Annotated in this window: 17 protein-coding genes and 1 riboswitch; of the genes, 15 read left to right on the top strand and 2 right to left on the bottom strand. The window is 68.6% G+C overall.

The features are described 5' to 3' along the window. The first annotated feature begins 23 nt into the window (after positions 1-23). The 5 genes from radC (at position 24) to ACTZWU_RS00900 (ending at position 5,051) form a co-directional block, all read left to right on the top strand. The gene (gene radC / locus ACTZWU_RS00920; RefSeq protein ID WP_444735472.1) at positions 24-791 is read left to right on the top strand and encodes a RadC family protein; all 768 of its coding nucleotides are present in this window, start codon (positions 24-26) and stop codon (positions 789-791) included. A gap of 241 nt (positions 792-1,032) precedes the next feature. Further along, positions 1,033-1,596: a ubiquinol-cytochrome c reductase iron-sulfur subunit gene (gene petA / locus ACTZWU_RS00915; protein ID WP_444735471.1), complete on the top strand. Its 564-nt coding sequence runs from the start codon at positions 1,033-1,035 to the stop codon at positions 1,594-1,596. Between the two features lie 10 nt (positions 1,597-1,606). Then, the gene (petB, locus tag ACTZWU_RS00910) at positions 1,607-2,929 is read left to right on the top strand and encodes a cytochrome b (RefSeq protein WP_444735470.1); all 1,323 of its coding nucleotides are present in this window, start codon (positions 1,607-1,609) and stop codon (positions 2,927-2,929) included. Between the two features lie 289 nt (positions 2,930-3,218). Next, a complete protein-coding gene (locus ACTZWU_RS00905; RefSeq protein WP_444735875.1) occupies positions 3,219-4,067 on the top strand; it encodes a cytochrome c1 in 849 nt (282 codons plus the stop codon). Between the two features lie 105 nt (positions 4,068-4,172). Beyond that, positions 4,173-5,051, top strand: a complete 879-nt coding sequence (locus ACTZWU_RS00900) for a ribokinase (RefSeq protein WP_444735469.1) — start codon at positions 4,173-4,175, stop codon at positions 5,049-5,051. On the opposite strand, the gene aroC is transcribed toward ACTZWU_RS00900, so the two are convergent. Next, positions 5,039-6,139: a chorismate synthase gene (aroC, locus tag ACTZWU_RS00895; protein ID WP_444735468.1), complete on the bottom strand. Its 1,101-nt coding sequence runs from the start codon at positions 6,137-6,139 to the stop codon at positions 5,039-5,041. The two genes, ACTZWU_RS00900 and aroC, sit on opposite strands and share 13 nt — an antisense overlap. Beyond that, entirely contained in the window at positions 6,136-8,760 is a 2,625-nt protein-coding gene (mutS, locus tag ACTZWU_RS00890; protein WP_444735467.1) for a DNA mismatch repair protein MutS, read from the bottom strand. Before mutS ends, aroC begins: the two co-directional genes overlap by 4 nt. Positions 8,761-8,819: 59 nt before the next feature. Beyond that, positions 8,820-8,917: riboswitch (TPP riboswitch) on the top strand. A 31-nt stretch (positions 8,918-8,948) separates the two neighbouring features. Between mutS and ACTZWU_RS00885 the strand changes: the two genes are divergently transcribed. The 10 genes from ACTZWU_RS00885 to ACTZWU_RS00840 all read left to right on the top strand — a co-directional run bounded on the left by ACTZWU_RS00885 (position 8,949) and on the right by ACTZWU_RS00840 (position 19,356). Continuing rightward, the gene (locus ACTZWU_RS00885; RefSeq protein ID WP_444735466.1) at positions 8,949-9,929 is read left to right on the top strand and encodes a thiamine ABC transporter substrate-binding protein; all 981 of its coding nucleotides are present in this window, start codon (positions 8,949-8,951) and stop codon (positions 9,927-9,929) included. Next, complete coding sequence (locus tag ACTZWU_RS00880; protein ID WP_444735465.1) at positions 9,908-11,437, top strand: thiamine/thiamine pyrophosphate ABC transporter permease ThiP; 1,530 nt, start codon at positions 9,908-9,910, stop codon at positions 11,435-11,437. Before ACTZWU_RS00885 ends, ACTZWU_RS00880 begins: the two co-directional genes overlap by 22 nt. Then, entirely contained in the window at positions 11,427-12,113 is a 687-nt protein-coding gene (locus tag ACTZWU_RS00875) for a thiamine ABC transporter ATP-binding protein (protein ID WP_444735464.1), read from the top strand. The genes ACTZWU_RS00880 and ACTZWU_RS00875 overlap by 11 nt, the downstream gene beginning before the upstream one ends. 123 nt (positions 12,114-12,236) lie before the next feature. After that, on the top strand, positions 12,237-13,307 hold the full coding sequence (fni, locus tag ACTZWU_RS00870) for a type 2 isopentenyl-diphosphate Delta-isomerase (protein ID WP_444735463.1): 1,071 nt from the start codon (positions 12,237-12,239) through the stop codon (positions 13,305-13,307). A 15-nt stretch (positions 13,308-13,322) separates the two neighbouring features. Beyond that, positions 13,323-14,051 carry a fatty acid desaturase gene (locus tag ACTZWU_RS00865; protein ID WP_444735462.1) on the top strand — a complete coding sequence of 243 codons (729 nt, stop codon included), beginning with the start codon at positions 13,323-13,325 and terminating at the stop codon, positions 14,049-14,051. Further along, a complete protein-coding gene (locus tag ACTZWU_RS00860; RefSeq protein ID WP_444735461.1) occupies positions 14,048-14,557 on the top strand; it encodes a sterol desaturase family protein in 510 nt (169 codons plus the stop codon). Before ACTZWU_RS00865 ends, ACTZWU_RS00860 begins: the two co-directional genes overlap by 4 nt. Before the next feature lie 4 nt (positions 14,558-14,561). After that, on the top strand, positions 14,562-15,782 hold the full coding sequence (locus ACTZWU_RS00855) for a glycosyltransferase (protein WP_444735460.1): 1,221 nt from the start codon (positions 14,562-14,564) through the stop codon (positions 15,780-15,782). Positions 15,783-15,791: 9 nt separating this feature from the next. Continuing rightward, a complete protein-coding gene (gene crtY, locus ACTZWU_RS00850) occupies positions 15,792-16,949 on the top strand; it encodes a lycopene beta-cyclase CrtY (protein WP_444735459.1) in 1,158 nt (385 codons plus the stop codon). Beyond that, the gene (locus tag ACTZWU_RS00845) at positions 16,946-18,442 is read left to right on the top strand and encodes a phytoene desaturase (protein WP_444735458.1); all 1,497 of its coding nucleotides are present in this window, start codon (positions 16,946-16,948) and stop codon (positions 18,440-18,442) included. Before crtY ends, ACTZWU_RS00845 begins: the two co-directional genes overlap by 4 nt. Continuing rightward, complete coding sequence (locus tag ACTZWU_RS00840) at positions 18,439-19,356, top strand: phytoene/squalene synthase family protein (RefSeq protein WP_444735457.1); 918 nt, start codon at positions 18,439-18,441, stop codon at positions 19,354-19,356. The genes ACTZWU_RS00845 and ACTZWU_RS00840 overlap by 4 nt, the downstream gene beginning before the upstream one ends. Positions 19,357-19,360: the final 4 nt, after the last annotated feature.

Here is a 19,360-nt window from a genome sequence, read left to right as displayed (position 1 = left end):
CGCCATGCGCGCAGGATGGCGGCATGGATCAGAATCGCGCCTTTGGTGAAATGCCCCTGCCCCTGTTCGCGCCTGCGCCTGACGATGTCGGGCAGGCGCCGCCCGGACGCGGGGGCTCGCCCTCTTATCTGGCCGATCACCGGGCGCGGCTTCGCGAACGCTTCATGTCGGGCGGGGCCGCGGCCCTGCCGGATTACGAGATGCTGGAACTGGTCCTGTTCCGGGCCATTCCGCGACAGGATGTGAAGCCCCTCGCCCGCCGCCTGATCGAGCTGTTTGGCGATTTCAACCGCGTCGTCACCGCCCCTCCGGCGCGGTTGCAGCAGGTCGATGGCGTCGGCCCTGCCGTCGTCACCGAGCTGAAGATCGTCGAGGCCGCCGCGCAGCGCATGGCGCGGGCACGGGTGATGCACCGCCCGGTCCTGTCGGGTTGGCAGGCGCTGCTGGATTACTGCCACACCGCCATGGCGCATGGCGAGATCGAGGAATTTCGCGTCCTGTTCCTCGACCGCAAGAATATCCTGATCGCGGACGAGGCGCAGGCCCGCGGCACGGTCGATCACGTCCCGGTCTATCCGCGAGAGGTGATCCGCCGCGCGCTGGAACTGAACGCCTCGGCGCTGATCCTGGTGCATAACCATCCTTCGGGCGATCCCACGCCATCGGACGCCGATATCGCCATGACCGCCCGCATCGCGCAGGCCGCCGACAGTATGGGAATCACCGTCCACGACCACCTGATCATCGGCAAGTCGCGCGAGCTGAGTTTCCGTTCGGAAGGCCTGCTCTGAGTCGCCCTGACCCCGTCAGCCGGACCGTTCCGACAAGGTCTCTGCGACAGCAGGTCGCAGTTTGGGCGCAAACGGTGGCCCGCGACCCAGTGGATGCGGCGATTTGCGGCGCCGCCCACGGGCTTATCATCTGGACTGACACGGAATTGAACGCTAGAACCGCCTCCGCGAAGGCTGCGTTCGGACGCGGCCCGGAATGTCGTATCGGCCAAGATTTGAGGCCCGAATTGGAGTATGACCCGTGTCCCACGCAGATGACCACGTAGGCACCCGGAGGGATTTCCTCTACTTTGCCACGGCGGGCGCAGGCACGGTGGCCGCCGGTGCCGCCGCCTGGACGCTTGTGAATCAGATGAACCCGTCGGCCGACGTGCAGGCTCTGGCCTCGATCCAGGTCGATGTCAGCGGCGTCGCTCCGGGTTCGCAGATCACCGTGCTGTTTCTGGGCAAGCCCGTGTTCATCCGTCGCCGCACCCCCGCCGAGATCGAGGCGGGCCGCGCGGTTCAGCTGAACGAGCTGATGGACCAGAACGCGCAGAACCCGAACCTTGGCGACAACGAGCCCGCGACCGACGAGAACCGCACGCTGGACGCCGAAGGCGAATGGCTGGTCCAGATCGGCGTCTGCACCCATCTGGGCTGCGTGCCGATCGGTGACGGTGCGGGCGACTTCGGCGGCTGGTTCTGCCCCTGCCACGGCAGCCACTACGACACGGCCGGCCGCATCCGTCGCGGCCCCGCACCGCAAAACATGCATATTCCCGTGGCGTCGTTCCTGAACGACACCACCATCCAGCTGGGCTGAGGGGGGACCGATGGCCGGAATTCCGCACGATCATTACGAACCCAAGTCGGGGTTCGAACGCTGGCTGCACCGCCGCCTTCCGGTGGCCGGGCTGCTTTACGACACCCTCATGATCCCCACGCCCAAGAACCTGAACTGGATGTGGATCTGGGGCATTGTCCTTGTTTTCTGCCTTGTCCTTCAGATTGTTACCGGCATCGTGCTGGTGATGCACTACACGCCGCATGTCGATCTGGCCTTTGCCAGCGTCGAGCATATCATGCGCAACGTGAACGGCGGCTACATGCTGCGATACATGCACGCGAACGGTGCCTCGCTGTTCTTCGTGGCGGTCTATCTGCACATCTTCCGCGGCCTCTATTACGGCAGCTACAAGGCCCCGCGTGAGGTGACCTGGATCATCGGCATGCTGATCTACCTGCTGATGATGGCCACCGCGTTCATGGGCTACGTTCTGCCCTGGGGTCAGATGTCCTTCTGGGGCGCGACCGTGATCACCGGCCTCTTCGGCGCCATCCCTGGCGTGGGCGAGACGATCCAGACCTGGCTTCTGGGCGGACCGGCGGTCGATAACGCGACGCTCAACCGCTTCTTCTCGCTGCACTATCTGCTGCCCTTCGTGATCCTGGGCCTGGTGATCGTGCATATCTGGGCCTTCCACACGACCGGCAACAACAACCCCACCGGGGTCGAGGTGCGCCGTTCCAGCAAGGAAGAGGCCGAAAAAGACACCCTGCCCTTCTGGCCGTATTTCGTGATCAAGGACCTCTTCGCGCTGGCGCTGATCATGGTCGTGTTCTTCGCCATCGTCGGCTTCATGCCGAACTATCTGGGCCATGCCGACAACTACATCCCGGCCAACCCGATGGTGACACCCGCCCATATCGTGCCGGAATGGTACTTCCTGCCCTTCTACGCCATCCTGCGCGCCTTCGACGGCGATGTCTGGCTGGTGCAGCTGGTCCAGTTCGTGACCTTCGGCATCGTGGACGCCAAGTTCTTCGGCGTGCTGGCGATGTTCGGCGCGATTCTGGTCATGGCGCTTGCGCCCTGGCTGGACACGTCGCGCGTCCGTTCGGGCCGCTATCGCCCGATGTTCAAGTGGTGGTTCTGGCTGCTGGCCGCGGACTTCATGCTGCTGATGTGGGTTGGCGCCATGCCGGCCGAGGGGATCTATCCCTACATCGCGCTGGTCGGTTCGGCCTACTGGTTCGCCTATTTCCTCGTGATCCTGCCGCTGCTTGGTGTGATCGAGAAACCCGATCCCGTCCCGGCCACGATCGAGGAAGACTTCAATGCGCATTACGGCGCCAAGGCGACACCGGCCGAGTAAGGAGAGCCAAGCAATGACCCTGAGAACCAAGACGCTCACGGCGGCTCTGGCGCTGACGATCTCTGCCGGCGGGATGGCCTGGGCGCAGGACAGCACGACGGTCCCGATGACGGCGCCCGCCGACGCCCCCGAAGCGGGGGCCGAGGGCACCGGCTTCGTCGCCACGCCCGAGGCGACCGAAGAGGCACCTGTCGCCGAAGCCCCGGCTGAAGAAGCGCAGCCCGAGGAAGCGCAGGCCGATGCCGGTTCGCCGGACCCTGTCGGCCTGACCGCCGGCGGTGAATCCGTCGTGCCGGTCGAGACCACCGAGGCGGTTCCCGCCGTCGAGGATCACGCCCGTCTCGAAGAGGGTGTCGAGGAAGCCGTTGACCCCGGTGCCGACGACCATGGTGTCGACGCCTATGGCGGCGGCACCTACTATGGTCACACCGAGGACGTCGCCTTCAGCTTCGAAGGCCCGTTCGGCAGCTTCGACCAGTTCCAGCTGCAGCGCGGCCTTCAGGTCTATACCGAGGTCTGCGCCGCCTGCCACGGCATGCAATTCGTTCCGATCCGCACCCTGTCGGACCAGAACGGCCCCGGCCTGCCCGAAAACCAGGTCCGCGCCTATGCCGCCGAACTGCTGCCGATCTTCGACCCGGACCTGGGCGAAGAGCGTCCGCGTGTCCCCACCGACCACTTCCCGACCATCGAGGGCGCGGGCATGGGCCCTGACCTGTCGGTGATGGCCAAGGCGCGCGCGGGCTTCCACGGCCCCTATGGCACCGGGATCAACCAGCTGGTGCGCGGCATCGGCGGCCCTGAATACATCTACTCGCTTTTGTCGGGCTATACCGGCCAAGAGAAGGAAGAGGCCGGCACGCTGTATTACGGAAACACCGCATTCCCGGGCGGCTGGATCAGCATGGCGCCCCCGCTGTCGGATGACCGCGTGACCTACGAGGACGGCACCCCCGCCACGGTCGAGCAGATGTCGCTGGACGTCGCGGCCTTCCTGATGTGGACCGCCGAGCCCAAGATGATGGATCGCAAGCAGGTCGGCCTTGTGTCGGTGCTGTTCCTGATCCTGCTGACGGTGCTGCTGTATCTGACCAACAAGCGTCTCTGGGCGCCGCACAAGAACAAGCTGAAGCACTGATCTCAGCGCAACGGCCAAGGACGCGCCCCTTTCGGGGCGCGTTTTTCGTTTCTGGACAAGCCGAGGCCGAAGGCTGCACATTGCCGCCGGTCATAGGAGGGGATCATGGCGATCTGGAATCTGGGCTCGATCAATATCGACCATGTCTATCGCCTGCCGCATCTGCCGCAGCCCGGCGAGACGCTGGCGGCGCGCGGCTACGGGCTGGGCCTTGGCGGCAAGGGCGCGAACCAGTCGGTCGCGGCGGCGCGGGCCGGTTCGGTCACGCATCATCTGGGTGCGATGGGGGCGGGCGATGATTGGGTTCTGGCGCGTCTGGACGCGGCGGGCATCCGCACGGCTGCGATCCAGCGGCTTTCCGATCAGGCGACGGGCCATGCCATCATCCTGCTGGATGCCGAGGCCGAGAACGCCATCGTCATCCATCCCGGCGCCAATCGCGCCATCGACGCGGCGCGTCTGGACGCTGATCTGGCCGGGATCGCCCCCGGCGACCTGCTGCTGCTGCAGAACGAGACCAGCGCCCAGCCCGAAGCCGCCAGCGCCGCCAGGGCCCGCGGCGCGCGCGTGATCTATTCAGCCGCGCCCTTCGATCTGGCGGCCGTTCGCGCGGTGCTGCCCCATGTCTCTATCCTTGCGATGAACGAGGGCGAGGCCGCGCAGCTTGCCGCCGCCATGCCCGAGGGGCCGGGCGTCGAGGCCATGCTGATCACCAAGGGCGCGAAGGGTGCCGACTATCGCGACCTGCGGACGGGCGCGGTGCATCATCAGGCCGCTTTCCGCGTCGATCCGGTGGACACGACCGGCGCGGGCGACACCTTTGCGGGATATTTCGCCGCCGGGCTGGATCAGGGGCTGGAGGTGGCGCAGGCGCTGCGTCTGGCCTCGGGTGCGGCGGCGCTGAAGGTCACGCGGGCAGGGGCGGGGGACGCCATTCCCACCCGCGCCGAGGTTGACGCGTTCCTGGCAGATCAGCCGATCTGACCGCGCAGGCCCCCGGTCTGCGCCCGGTCCATCAGCAGATGGTCCAGCACCACGCAGGCCGCCATCGCCTCGGCCACCGGCACGGCGCGGATGCCGACGCAGGGGTCGTGGCGGCCCTTGGTGATGACGTCAATCTCCTCTCCGCGCGAATTGATCGAGCGGCGCGGCGTGGTGATCGAACTGGTCGGCTTGATCGCAAAGCGAACCACAATGTCCTGACCCGTTGAAATCCCGCCCAAAATCCCGCCCGCATGGTTCGACAGGTACTCAGGCCCGTCCGGCCCCATGCGGATCTCGTCGGCGTTGTCCACCCCGGTCAGCGCAGCCGAGGCCATGCCCTCGCCGATCTCGACCGCCTTGACCGCGTTGATCGACATCATCGCGGCGGCCAGATCGGTGTCGAGTTTCGCATAGACCGGCGCGCCCAGGCCGGGCGGGCAGCCCTGAACGCGGACCTCGATCGCCGCGCCGACGCTGTTCTGATCCTTGCGGATGCCGTCGAGGTAATCGGACCAGGCCTGAACCGCGCCCGCATCGGGCAGGAAGAACGGATTGTCGTTCACCGCGCCCAGGTCCAGCCGCGAGCGGTCCAGATGCATCGCCCCCATCTGCACCATGTAGCCGGTGATCTTCAGATCGGGCACAAGCCGCGCCAGCACCGCCTGCGCCACAGCACCCGCCGCGACCCGCGCCGCTGTCTCGCGCGCCGACGACCGGCCTCCGCCGCGATAATCGCGCACCCCGTATTTCAGGTGATAGGTGATGTCGGCATGACCGGGCCGGAAGCTGGTCGCAATGTCGCCGTAATCCTTGGACCGCTGGTCGGTATTCTCGATCATCAGCTGGATCGCGGTGCCGGTGGTGACCCCCTCGAAGACGCCCGACAGGATGCGCACCTGGTCGGGTTCGCGTCGCTGCGTGGTGTGCTTGGACGTCCCGGGGCGGCGGCGGTCCATGAAGCGCTGGATGTATTCTTCGGTCAGCGGCACGCCGGGCGGCACGCCGTCCACCGTCGCGCCAAGCGCGGGGCCGTGGCTTTCGCCCCAGGTGGTGAACCGGAACTCGCGGCCAAAGGTGTTGTAGCTCATGGGCGCGTCTCCTCGGACAGGGCTTTCAATTCATAGATCAGGTCCAGCGCCTCGCGCGGGGACAGGGTGTCGGGATGCACCGCCTTCAGCCGGTCGTCCAGCGGGCGGGACCTTGGCGCGGGCGGAGGTGCGGCCCGGAACAGCGGCAGATCGTCGATCAGCGCGACGGGCCGGGTCGAGCCCTGCCGTTCGCCCGATTCCAGCGCATCCAGCACCGACCGCGCGCGTTCCACGACCGAAGCGGGCAGGCCCGCCAGCTTGGCCACCTGCACCCCGTAGCTGCGATCCGCCGCGCCCTTGCGGACCTCGTGCAGAAAGATCACCTCGCCCTGCCATTCGCGCACGGCGACGGTGGCGTTCTCGACGCCCTCCAGCTTGGCCGACAGCGCCGTCATCTCATGGTAATGCGTGGCGAACAACGCGCGACAGCGGTTGGCGGCATGAAGATGCTCCATCACCGCCCAGGCAATCGACAGCCCGTCCCAGGTCGAGGTGCCGCGCCCGATCTCGTCCAGGATCACCAGCGCGCGGTCATCGGCCTGATTGAGGATCGCGGCGGTCTCGACCATCTCGACCATGAAGGTGGACCGGCCCCGCGCCAGATCGTCGGCGGCGCCGACGCGGCTGAACAGCTGGCTGACCAGCCCGATATGCGCCTCGCGGGCAGGGACAAAGGCCCCCGCCTGCGCCAGCACCGCGATCAGCGCGTTCTGCCGCAGAAAGGTCGATTTGCCCGCCATGTTCGGGCCGGTCAGCAGCCAGATCGCGGGCGTCGCGCCGTTGGTCAGCGCGCAATCATTGGCGACGAAGCTTTCCGCCTTGCGCTTCAGCGCGCGCTCCACGACCGGATGGCGGCCGCCTGTGATCACAAAGGCGCGGCTGTCGTCGACGCGGGGCCTGACCCAGCCTTCGCCCGAAGCCAGATCCGCAAAGGCCCCCGCCAGATCAATCTCGGCCAAGGCGCGGGCGGCTTGCCCGACCTGCGCGGCACGCTCCAGCACGGCGGCGCGCAGGCGGTCGAAGATGCCGCGCTCGATCTCCAGCGCACGGTCGCGGGCGTTCAGGATGCGGGTCTCCAGCTCGCTGAGTTCGACCGTGGTGAAGCGGATCTGGTTCGCGGTGGTCTGGCGGTGGATGAAGGTCTGGTTCAAGGGCGCGGCCATCATGCGTTCTGCATGGGTGGTCGTCGTTTCGATGAAATAGCCCAAGACGTTGTTATGCTTGATCTTCAGGCTGGAAACGCCCGTCAGCGCCGCGTAATCGGCCTGCATCCCGGCGATGACGCCACGCCCCTCGTCGCGCAGGCGCCGGGTCTGGTCCAGATCGTCGTCGTAACCCTCGGCCACGAAGCCGCCATCACGCGCCAGCAGGGGCGGCTCGGCCACCAGCGCATCGTTCAGAACCGCGACCAGTTCGTCATGGCCCACCAGATCGCCCGCCGCGTCGCGCAGAACCGCAGGCACATCCGCAGGCAATCGCGCGGCGATGGCAGCGCCCTGCGTCAGCCCGGCGCGGATCGCGGCCAGATCGCGCGGCCCGCCGCGTTCCAGCGCCAGCCGCGACAGCGCGCGGTCCATGTCGGGCACGCGGGCCAGCGCGCTGCGCAGATCCGAGAGCAGCCGCGCATCCCCGGCCAGAGCCTCGACCGCATCATGCCGCGCCGCGATCAGCGCCAGATCGCGCGACGGTGCGCTGATCCGGCGTTCCAGCAGACGCGCGCCCGGCGCCGTCACCGTGCGGTCGATGGCCGCCAGCAAGGACCCCTCGCGCCCGCCCGACAGGGCCTGCGTCAGTTCCAGATTGCGCCGGGTCGCCGCGTCGATCTGCATCGCGCCGCCCGCCCTTTCGCGGACCGGAGGCCGCAGCAGCGGCAGCTTGCCCTTCTGCGTCAGCTCAAGATAATCGACGATGGCGCCCATCGCGGACAGTTCCGCCCGGGTGAAGCTGCCGAAGCCGTCCAGCGTCTCGACCCCGTAAAGCGCGCACAGCCTGCGCGCCCCGGCGCCGCTGTCAAAGGCGCTGGCATGCAGGTCGGTCATCGCCGCGCCCGCCTCGGAGATCAGTTCGTCAAGGCCCGTGTCGCAGGCCAGCACCTCGCGCGGGGCCAGCCGCGCCAGTTCGGGCGCAAGGCGGGGCAGGGGGCAATCCATCACCGAAAACGCCCCGGTCGAGATATCGACCCAGGCCAGCGCGCCCTCGTCGCGCACTACGACGAAGGCCGCCAGGTAATTGTGCCGCCGCGCTTCCAGCAGCGATTCCTCGGTCAGGGTGCCGGGCGTGACCAGCCGCACCACGTCGCGCGCGACGACCGATTTCGACCCGCGCTTCTTGGCCTCGGCCGGGTCCTCCATCTGTTCGGCGATGGCGACGCGGAACCCCTTGCGGATCAGCGTCAGCAGATAGCTTTCGGCGGCATGGACCGGCACGCCGCACATGGGGATCGGCTCGCCCAGATGGGTGCCGCGCTTGGTCAGCGCGATGTCCAGCGCGGCGGCGGCGGCGACCGCGTCGTCAAAGAACATCTCGTAGAAATCGCCCATGCGGTAGAACAGAAGCGCACCGGGATTCGCCTCGCGGATCGCAAGATACTGCGCCATCATGGGCGTCGGCTGATCGGTCATGTCCTTCACCATGGCCTGCGTTCTAGCGCCTTGCGCGCGGGCGCGAAACCTCTACATTCGGGACCACCTCGGGGTGCCTTCATGGCTGAGACGCGACAGCGGACCCGTTGAACCTGATCCGGCTAAAACCGGCGGAGGGAAGGTCAAGCGCCCCTTTCATCCGAAACCCCATATGAAAGGAGGCGCCGATGCGAACCGCCCTTGCCCTGTTGCTGATGGCCGCGCCCGTCGCGGCACAGGCCCAGGCCGAAAACCGCGTGCTGACGGTCTATGCCGAGGATTACATCGCCAGCGAATGGGGCCCGGGCCCCGCGATCAAATCCGGCTTCGAGGCGTTTTGCGATTGCGAATTGCGCTTTGTCACCGGCGACATCCTGCCCCGCATCCTGATGGAGGGCGCAGGCACGCAGGCCGATATCGTCTTTGGCCTGAACACCGACGTTCTGGCCCGCGCCCGCGCATCGGGCCTGTTCGCGCCGCATGGGCAGGACACCAGCGACATGTCGCTGCCCATCGCATGGGACGATCCGATCTTCCTGCCCTATAACTGGGGCGAAACGGCCTTTGTCTATGACACGACGCGGCTGGAAAACCCGCCTGCCAGCTTTGCCGAGCTGCTTGAGGCGGATGACCTGCGTATCGTCATCCAGGACCCGCGCAGCTCGATTTCCGGGCTGGCGCTGCTGTTCTGGGTGAAACAGGTCTATGGCGACGAGGCCGGTGCGGCCTGGGCCGCGCTTGCGCCCAAGGTGCTGACCGTGACGCGCGGCTGGTCGGAAAGCTACGGCATGTTCACCAGCGGCGAGGCCGACATGGTGCTGTCCTACACGACCTCGCCCGCCTATCACATCGCCGCCGAGGAGGACGACACCAAGCGCGCCGCGATCTTCTCCGAGGGCCATTATTTCATGACCGAGGTTGCGGGCCAGCTGGCCGGGACCGATCAGCCCGAACTGGCCCAGGCCTTCATGGACTGGATCATGACGCCCGAGTTCCAGCAGGTCGTGCCCCTGGCCAACTGGTCCCTGCCCGCCGCGCTGCCTCGGGATGAATGGCCCGAGGTCATGCGCGACCTGCCCCGCCCCGAAACCACGCTGTTCTATTCCGAGGACGAGGCCGAGGCCCTGCGCCAACCCGCGCTGGACGAATGGCTGCGCGCCTTCAACTAGGCCATCTGGTCGCGGCGGCTCTGGCTGCCGCGATCCTTGGCACGCTGGCCGCGGTCGCATGGTTTGCGGGCGGCCTGACCGGGCTGACCGAATGGGACTGGCGCGCGGTGCGCTTCACGCTGTGGCAGGCGGCGCTGTCGGCCACGCTGTCGGCGGTGCTGGCGATCCCGGTCGCCCGCGCGCTGGCGCGGCGGCGCTTTCGCGGGCGGGGGCTGCTGGTCACGCTACTGGGCGCGCCCTTCATCCTGCCGGTGATCGTAGCGATCATGGGGCTGATCGCGGTCTTCGGTCGCAACGGCACCGTGAACGAGGCGATGCGCGCCCTCGGCCTGCCCGAAATCGGCATCTATGGCTGGCAGGGCGTGATCCTGGCGCATGTGTTCTTCAACCTGCCCCTGTCGGTGCGGCTGATCCTGCAAGGCTGGCAGGCGATCCCGGCGGAACGCTTCCGTCTGGCCGCCAGTCTGGATTTCGCGCCCCGCGACGTGGCGCGGCATCTGGAACGCCCGATGCTGCGCGCGACCTTGCCGGGTGTCTGGCTTTCGGTGTTCCTGGTCTGCCTTACCTCGTTCACCGTCGCCCTTGCGCTTGGCGGAGGTCCGCGCGCCACCACGGTCGAGCTGGCGATCTATCAGGCCTTCCGCTTCGATTTCGACCTTGGCCGCGCCGCGACGCTTGGGCTGGTGCAGATTGCGCTGTGCATCGCGGCCCTGCTGGCGGCGCGGGCCATCGCGCTGCCTGCGGGCTTTGGCGCGGGGATGGACGCGGCCATGCCGATCCCCGCGCCGCGCGGCTGGTCGCTTGCCACCGATGTGTTTGTGATCACGCTGGCGGCGGGATTTCTGCTCTGGCCGATGATTGCTGTGATCACGACCGGTCTGCCGCGCATCCCGGCCCTGCCGCCCGAGGTCTGGGACGCGGCCCTCCGCTCGGTCGTCATGGCGGTCGCCTCGGCGCTGTTGTCGGTGGGCGCCTGCCTTGCGCTGGCGCTGAGCATCGCCCAAGGCCGCGCGCGTTGGGTCGAAGTCGCGGGGATGCTGCCGCTGATCGCCTCGCCCCTGGTGCTGGGGACGGGGCTGTTCATCCTGTTGCGCGGCGCGGTCAGCCCGCAGCAGATGGCGCTGCCCGTGACGGTGGCGGTGAACGCGGCGATGGCGCTGCCCTTCGGGCTGCGCGCGCTGATCCCGGCGGCGCAGGCGCTGCGGGCCGATTACGACAGGCTGGCGGCCTCGTTGGACCTGCGCGGCTGGGCGCGGCTGCGATACCTGACCCTGCCGCGCCTGCGCCGCCCGCTTGGCTTTGCGGCGGGGCTTGCGGCGGCCCTGTCAATGGGCGATCTGGGTGTGATCACACTTTTCGCCAGCGATCAGCCGACCCTGCCGCTGAAGCTTTACCAGCTGATGAACAGTTACCGGATGGCGGATGCGGCGGCGGCCTCGGTCCTGCTGATGGCGCTCAGTTTCGGGGTGTTCTGGCTGTTCGACAAGGGAGGCCGGCTTGAGCCTTGAATTCCGAGACATCCTGATCCGGCAGGGCGATTTCACGCTGGCCGCCGACCTGACCGTGCCGCAGGGCCGCCACGCGGTCATCGGCGCCTCGGGGTCGGGCAAATCGACGCTTCTGTCGCTGATCGGCGGCTATCTGGCGCCCGATCGCGGGCGGCTCTTGTGGCAGGGACAGGACATCGCCGCGACGGCGCCGGGCCAGAGGCGCGTCTCGACGCTGTTTCAGCACCACAACCTGTTTCCGCATCTGACAGTGGCACAAAATGTGGGCATGGGCCTGCGCCCTGATCTGCGGCTGGACCGGGCGCAAAGGGCTGCGGTCGAACAGGTGCTGGACCGGGTCGGGCTGGCCGGAACGGCGTCCCGGCGTCCCGGCGATCTGTCGGGTGGGCAGCAAAGCCGCGTCGCGCTGGCCCGCGTGCTGTTGCGCGCGCGCCCGGTGCTGCTGCTGGACGAGCCCTTCGCGGCGCTTGGCCCCGCGCTGAAATCCGACATGCTGGCCCTGCTGGCCGAGGTGGCGGGCGATGCGACCGTGCTGATGGTCACGCATGACCCCGCCGATGCACGCGCCTTCGCCCCCACGACCCTGCTGATCGAGGACGGCCGCGTCCATCCCCCCCGCCCGACCGGCCCGCTGCTGGACAACCCGCCGCCGGGCCTGCGCGCCTATCTGGGCTGACGCTTGCGGCCCGGACGCGCCGCCTTATGCTGGCCTTAGCGCGGCAACCGGGCGGCGCTTGGCCGCATTGCATCGGACGCGGCAATGGCCGTCTTGGCAGGGGCTTGGCAGAGGGGCCGCAGAATGACCGACATCACCAGCCGCAAGTCGCAGCATATCCAGATCGTGGCCGAGGGCAGGGGCCTTCAGCACAGCCGCGCCACGGGCTTTGACGCGGTGCACTTCCAGCATGATGCCCTGCCCGATCTGGATTTCGACAAGATCCGCACCGACACGCGGCTGCTGGGCCGGACGCTTGGCGCGCCTCTGCTGGTCTCGGCCATGACGGGCGGCCCGGTCGAGGCCGCGCGCATCAACGCCCATATCGCCGAGGCCTGCCAGCATCTGCGGATCGCGCTGTCGGTCGGCTCGCAGCGGATCGCGGTCGAGGATGGCGCGGCGGGCGGTCTGGGGCGCGACCTGCGCGAGCGGGCGCCCGACATCCCGATCCTGGGCAATATCGGCGCGGTGCAGCTGAATTACGGCTTTGGCCCCGATCAGGCCCTGCGCGCGGTCGAGATGATCGGCGCCGACGCCCTGATCCTGCATCTGAACCCGCTGCAAGAGGCCATCCAGCCCGGCGGCGACCGCAATTTCGCGGGCCTCGCGCCCCGGATCGAGGCTTTGGCCCGCGCCCTGCCCGTGCCCTTGGGCGTCAAGGAGGTCGGCGCGGGTCTTTCGGCCCCCGTCGCGCGGCGGCTGATCGAGGCGGGCGCCTCGATCATCGACGTGGCGGGCTTGGGCGGCACAAGCTGGGCGCGCGTCGAGGCCGAGCGCGGCCCCGACGCCCTGCGCCGCATCGCCGCGCCCTTCCACGATTGGGGCATCCCGACGGCCGAGGCGCTGCGGCAGGTGGCGCCCGTGATGGCGCCGGGGGGCGTTCTGGTCGCCTCGGGCGGGGTGCGGCACGGGCTGGACGTCGCGCGCGCGATCCGGCTGGGCGCCGATCTGGCGGGGCAGGCGGCCCATGCGCTGGCCGCCGCCCGCACCAGCGCCGAGGCGCTGGCGGCACATTTCGAAGAGGTGATCGCCCAGTTGCGGATCGCCATGTTCTGCACCGGCTCGCCCGATCTGGCGGCGCTGCGCCATGCGACATTGCTGCGACAGGATGATGGCTGGCAAAGCGCCGGGCAGGGGTCTAGTGTTGGCGCGTAAGGCAGGATCGGACATATGACCACCGCTCATCCCACGCATCGCACCGACGCCCGCACCAGCCTGACGCTGGCCGCCATCGTGATCGCCGCATGGGCGGTGCTGCATGTCGCCGCCGTCTGGCACCTGGACGCGCTGGCCCATCCGCTGCTGGCGCTGGTTGCGCTTGCGGGACTGACCTGGCTATCGACCGGGTTGTTCATCATCGCCCATGACGCCATGCACGGCGTCGTCGCGCCGGGCCGTCCGCGTCTGAACGCGGCGATCGGGCAGCTTGTCCTGTGGCTGTTCGCGGGCTTTTCCTGGCGCAAGCTGATCGTCAAGCACATGGCCCATCACCGCCATGCGGGCACCGATGACGACCCCGATTTCGGCCATGGCGGCCCGGTCGGCTGGTATCTGAAATTCGTCCGCACCTATTTCGGCGCGCGCGAGGCGGTTCTGCTGGGCGGTGCGACGATCCTCTATGCGGTGATCCTGGGCGACCGTTGGGCCTATGTCGCCTTCTGGTCGGTGCCGTCGATCCTGGCCTCGATGCAGCTGTTCTATTTCGGCACCTACCTGCCCCACATGCCGCGCGAGGCCGAGACCTTCCCGGACCGCCATCGCGCCCGGTCGTCGCGGGTCAGCGACCCGATCTCGTTCCTCAGCTGCTTTCATTTCGGCGGCTATCATCACGAACATCACCTTTATCCGCATGTGCCGTGGTGGCGCCTGCCCCGCACCCGCAAGGGGGGCGCCGAATGAGCTGGCTTCTTCCCCTTGCCATCGTTCTGGCCACTGTCGCCGTGATGGAACTGGTCGCCTATTCCGTCCATCGCTGGATCATGCACGGTCCGCTTGGCTGGGGTTGGCACAAATCGCACCATGACGAACATGGCGACCATCAGGGCGGGTTTGAGAAGAACGACCTCTATGGCCTGATCTTCGCCGTGATCGCGGCTGGGCTGTTCATCTTCACCTCGGGCTGGCTGTGGTGGGTCGCGGTCGGCATGTCGGTCTATGGGGTGATCTATCTGCTGATGCATGACTGCCTTGTGCATCAGCGCTGGCCGTTTCGGGCGATCCCGCGCAAGGGCTATCTGCGGCGCGTCTATCAGGCGCACAAGATGCATCACGCGGTCGAGGGGCGCGACGGCTGCGTCAGCTTCGGCTTCGTCTATGCGCCCCCGCTGGACCAGTTGAAGGATCAGTTGCGCCGGGGTGGCGCGCTGAGGCGGGACGAGGACAAAGCCGCGGCGCAGGACCGCTGAGGGCATGGCCCGCATTGCATTCTGCCTGCCCGCCATGCGCGGCCATCTGGGCGCCCATGCTCCGTTGGCGCGTGAATTGGCGCGGCGGGGCCATGATTGCGTGCTGCTGGGCAGCCGCAGGCTGGTGCCTCTGGCGCAGGGCCTGCCGGCCCACGCGATGGAATGGGACGAGCCCGATCTGGGCGGTGCCGGGCTGGCGATGACGCTGTGGCGCACCGCGCGTGCGACCCGCGGCGTGATCCGTCACGCGCCCGCGGCCTTGCAGGCCCTGCGTCCCGATCTGGTCGTCGCCGATCAGGCCGAGCCGGGCTTTGCCCTGGCCGCCGAGGCCGCGCGGGTTCCCTGGGTCACGCTGGCGGCGGGTCTGCCGCTGGATGGCGATGCCTCGGTGCCACCACCCTTCCTGCCCTGGCCGCACGAGGACAGCGACAGCGCAAGGCGGCGCAATCAGGGCGGCTGGCGGGTCTCGGATGCGCTGATGGTGCTGCAACGGCGCGCCCTGGCGGCAGGGTGCCGCCGCCACGGGCTGGCGCCGCGTCCGGGTGCGGGTGGCTGGATCAGCGACCGGCTGGACCTGCGCCAGATCGTCCCCGCGCTGGATTTCCCGCGCCCCTGGCCCGCGCATTCGGTGGGGCTTGGGCCGCTACGCGACGCGGAACCCGATGGCGACCTGCCGCCAGAGCTGCTGAAATCCGAGCGGCCGCTGGTCTTCGCCTCGCTTGGCACGCTGTCGGGGCGCAGGGCGCGGATGCTGAACGCGATCTGCGCGGCGGCGGCGGACCTGCCGGTGACGCTGGTTCTGGCCCATGCCGGGATGCTGACCGAGGCCGAGGTGGCGGCCCTGCCCGGCCGCCCGCTGGCCCGCGCGCTGTGGCCGCAAAGGGCGGTGCTGGGCCGCGCCTCGGTCTGCATCACGCATGGCGGGCTGAACACCACGCTGGACAGCGCCGCCGCGGGCGTGCCGATGCTGGCCATGCCGCTGGCCTTTGAACAACCCGGCATCGCCGCCCGGATCGAGGCGCATGGCCTTGGCCTGCGCCTTGACGCCCGCGCCGCGCCGGGCGCGATCCGCGCGGCGCTGTCGCAATTGCTGGACGCGCCGCGCTGGCGCGACAGCCTGTCACGCGCGCAGCAGGAACTGCGCGCGGCGGGCGGCGTTCGACGCGGTGCCGACCTGATCGAGGCGGTGCTGGCCGGTGCCCGCATCCACGAGGCTGCCGAATGAGGTCCGCGCATGAAGGCTGACATCATCCTTGCCGGGGCAGGGCTGGCCTCCAGCCTGATCGCGCTGGCGCTGCGTCGCGCGCGGCCCGACCTGTCGGTGCTGCTGCTGGACACGGCGCCCGGCCCCTCGGACGCGCATACCTGGTCGTTCCACGATCCCGACATCCCGGCGGCCTGGCACAAGGCGCTGGCCCCGGCCAAGCGCGGCGACTGGCCCGATCAGGAGGTCCGCTTTCCGACCCATGCGCGGCGCCTGAGGGCGGGCTACAACTCGATCGACGGGGCAGGGCTGGCGCGACTGGTGGCCGAGGCGGGCGCGCAGGTGATCCACGACGCGACCGTCACCGATCTGGGCGCGGGCCATGCGCTTCTGCTGGACGGCCGCCGGTTCGAGGCGCCCTGCATCATCGACGGACGCGGCCCACAGCCCGGCCCGCATCTGGTCACGGGCTACCAGAAATTCGTCGGCATCGAGATTGAATGCGACGCCCCCCACGGCGTGCAACGCCCGGTCATCATGGATGCGACCGTGCCGCAGCGCGACGGCTACCGCTTCATCTACCTGCTGCCCTTCAGCCCGACCCGCATCCTGATCGAGGATACGCGCTACAGCGACGGCGCCGACCTGCAGGATGCAAGGCTGGCCCGCGCGTCCCATGATTACGCCGCCGCGCAGGGCTGGACCGGGCGCGAGGTGCGGCGCGAGCGTGGCATCCTGCCCATTGCCCTGGCCCATGACGCGGCGGGCTTCTGGCGCGACCGGGCCGAGGGGCCGGTTCCGGTGGGCCTGCGGGCGGGCTTCTTCCACCCGGTCACCGGTTATTCGCTGCCCGTCGCGGTCGAGGTCGCGGACCTGATCGCCTCTCTGCCCGACCTGACCACCGGGGCCGTGCGCCGCGCCGTGCGCGACTTCGCGCTGGCCCGCGCGCATCAGGACCGGTTCCTGCGGCTTCTGAACCGGATGCTGTTCCGCGGCTGCCCCGGCCCGGAACGCTACCGGCTGCTGCAACGCTTCTACCGCCTGCCCGAACCGCTGATCGAGCGGTTCTATGCGGGCCGCCTGACCTGGGCCGACAGGCTGCGGATCGTGACCGGCAAGCCGCCCATCCCGATCCGCCGCGCCCTGCCCTGTCTGCCCGAGAAACCCCTCCTGAAAGGTGACACATGACGAAAGCCATCGTGATTGGTGCGGGCTTTGGCGGCCTTGCCCTGGCGATCCGCCTGCAATCGGCGGGCATCGCGACGACGCTGGTCGAGGCCCGCGACAAGCCGGGCGGACGGGCCTATGTCTGGAACGATCAGGGCCACATCTTCGACGCGGGCCCCACGGTCATCACCGATCCCGACGCGCTGAAAGAGCTTTGGGCGCTGAGCGGGCAGGACATGGCGCGCGACGTGACGCTGGTGCCGGTCACGCCCTTCTACCGGCTGATCTGGCCGGGCGGGAAGGTCTTCGACTATGTGAACGAGGCCGACCAGCTGGAAGAACAGATCGCGCGCTTCAACCCCGACGATCTGGCGGGCTATCGCCGTTTCCGCGATTACGCCGAAGAGGTCTATCAGGAAGGCTATGTGAAGCTTGGCACCGTGCCCTTCCTGAAGCTGGGCCAGATGCTGCGCGCTGCCCCCGCCCTGATGCGGCTCGAGGCCTATCGCTCGGTCCATTCCAAGGTCGCGACCTTCATCAAGGACCCCTATCTGCGGCAGGCCTTTTCGTATCACACGCTGCTGGTGGGCGGAAATCCCTTTGCCACCAGCTCCATCTATGCGCTGATCCACGCGCTGGAACGGCGCGGCGGCGTCTGGTTCGCCAAGGGCGGCACCAACCGGCTGGTCGCGGGCATGGTCGCGCTGTTCGAGCGTCTGGGCGGGCAGGTGCTGCTGAACGCCAAGGTCGCCCGGATCGAGACCGAGGGAAGCCGCGCCACCGGCGTCACGCTGGCCGATGGCCGGCGCCTGGATGCCGACATGGTGGCAAGCAACGGCGACGTGATGCACAATTACCGCGATCTTCTGGGCCATACCGAACGCGGGCAGGGGCAGGCGCGCGCGCTTGGCCGCAAGCGCTGGTCGATGTCGCTCTTCGTGCTGCATTTCGGTCTGCGCGAGATGCCCAAGGGGCTGGCGCATCACACGATCCTGTTCGGACCGCGCTACAAGGAGTTGGTGAACGAGATCTTCAAGGGGCCGAAACTGGCCGAGGATTTCTCGCTCTATCTGCATTCGCCCTCGGTCACGGACCCGGACATGGCGCCTGCGGGCATGTCCACGCATTATGTCCTGGCCCCCGTGCCGCATCTGGGCCGCGCGGATATCGACTGGGCCAAGGAAGGCCCGGCCTATGCCGACCGCATCCTGGCCAGTCTTGAGGAACGGCTGATCCCGAACCTGCGCGCCAACCTGACCACGACGCGCATCTTCACGCCCGCCGATTTCTCGACCGAGCTGTCGGCCCATCACGGCAGCGCCTTCTCGGTCGAGCCGATCCTGACGCAATCGGCGTGGTTCCGGCCGCATAACCGCGACAAGGTGATCCGCAACTTCTATCTGGTAGGCGCCGGCACCCATCCGGGCGCGGGCATCCCCGGCGTCGTGGGCAGCGCAAAGGCCACCGCGCAGGTGATGCTGTCGGACGCCATGCCGGGCGCGGGTGCGGCATGAACCAGACGGTCGCGGCCAGCCAGCAGGCCATCGCGCAGGGCTCGCAAAGTTTCGCGGCGGCGGCGCGGCTGATGCCTGCGGGCATCCGTGACGATACGGTGATGCTCTATGCGTGGTGCCGCTACGCCGATGACGTGATCGACGGGCAGGAGATGGGCAGCCGCCCCGAACTGGCCGACGACCCCGAGGCGCGGCTGGAGGCGCTGCGCGCCGACACGCTGGCGGCGCTGCATGACGACCGGCCCATGTCCGCGCCCTTCGAGGCCCTGCGCGCCGTCGCCCGCCGCCACGATTTCCCCGAGGCATGGCCCCTGGACCTGATCCAGGGCTTTGCAATGGATGTCGAGGCGCGCGAATACCAGACGCTTGGCGATACGCTGGATTATTCCTACCACGTCGCGGGGGTGGTGGGCGTGATGATGGCGCGGGTCATGGGCGTGCGCGATCAGGCCGTGCTGGACCGCGCCTGCGATCTGGGGCTGGCCTTTCAGTTGACGAACATCGCGCGCGACGTGATGGACGATGCCCGGATCGGGCGCGTCTATCTGCCCGGCGACTGGCTGGACGAGGCAGGCGCCCGGATCGAGGGCGAGATCCCGTCCGAGATGCTTTATGCCGTCATCCTGCGCCTGCTGGACGCGGCCGAGCCCTATTACGCGTCCGCGATGGCGGGGCTGCCCGCCTTGTCACCGCGCTGCGCGTGGTCCATCGCTTCCGCCGCGCGGATCTATCGGGCGATTGGAACGCGCATCCGTCAGGGCGGGCCGCAGGCCTACCGCGCGCGCATCCGCACCTCGGGGGCTGCCAAGGCGGGGCTTGCCTTGCGCGGCGGCTGGGATGTCGCGCGGTCGCGCCTGCCTGCCGCCGCGCCGGGGCGCGACGGGCTGTGGACCCGGACGCACGGGCGCGACTAGGCGC

The organism is Paracoccus sp. NSM (assembly GCF_052379855.1).
In the GTDB taxonomy this organism is placed as follows: Bacteria; Pseudomonadota; Alphaproteobacteria; order Rhodobacterales; family Rhodobacteraceae; genus Paracoccus.
The sequence above is the reverse complement of the archived record's forward strand: the minus strand, read 5'-3'. Positions and strand labels throughout refer to the sequence as shown.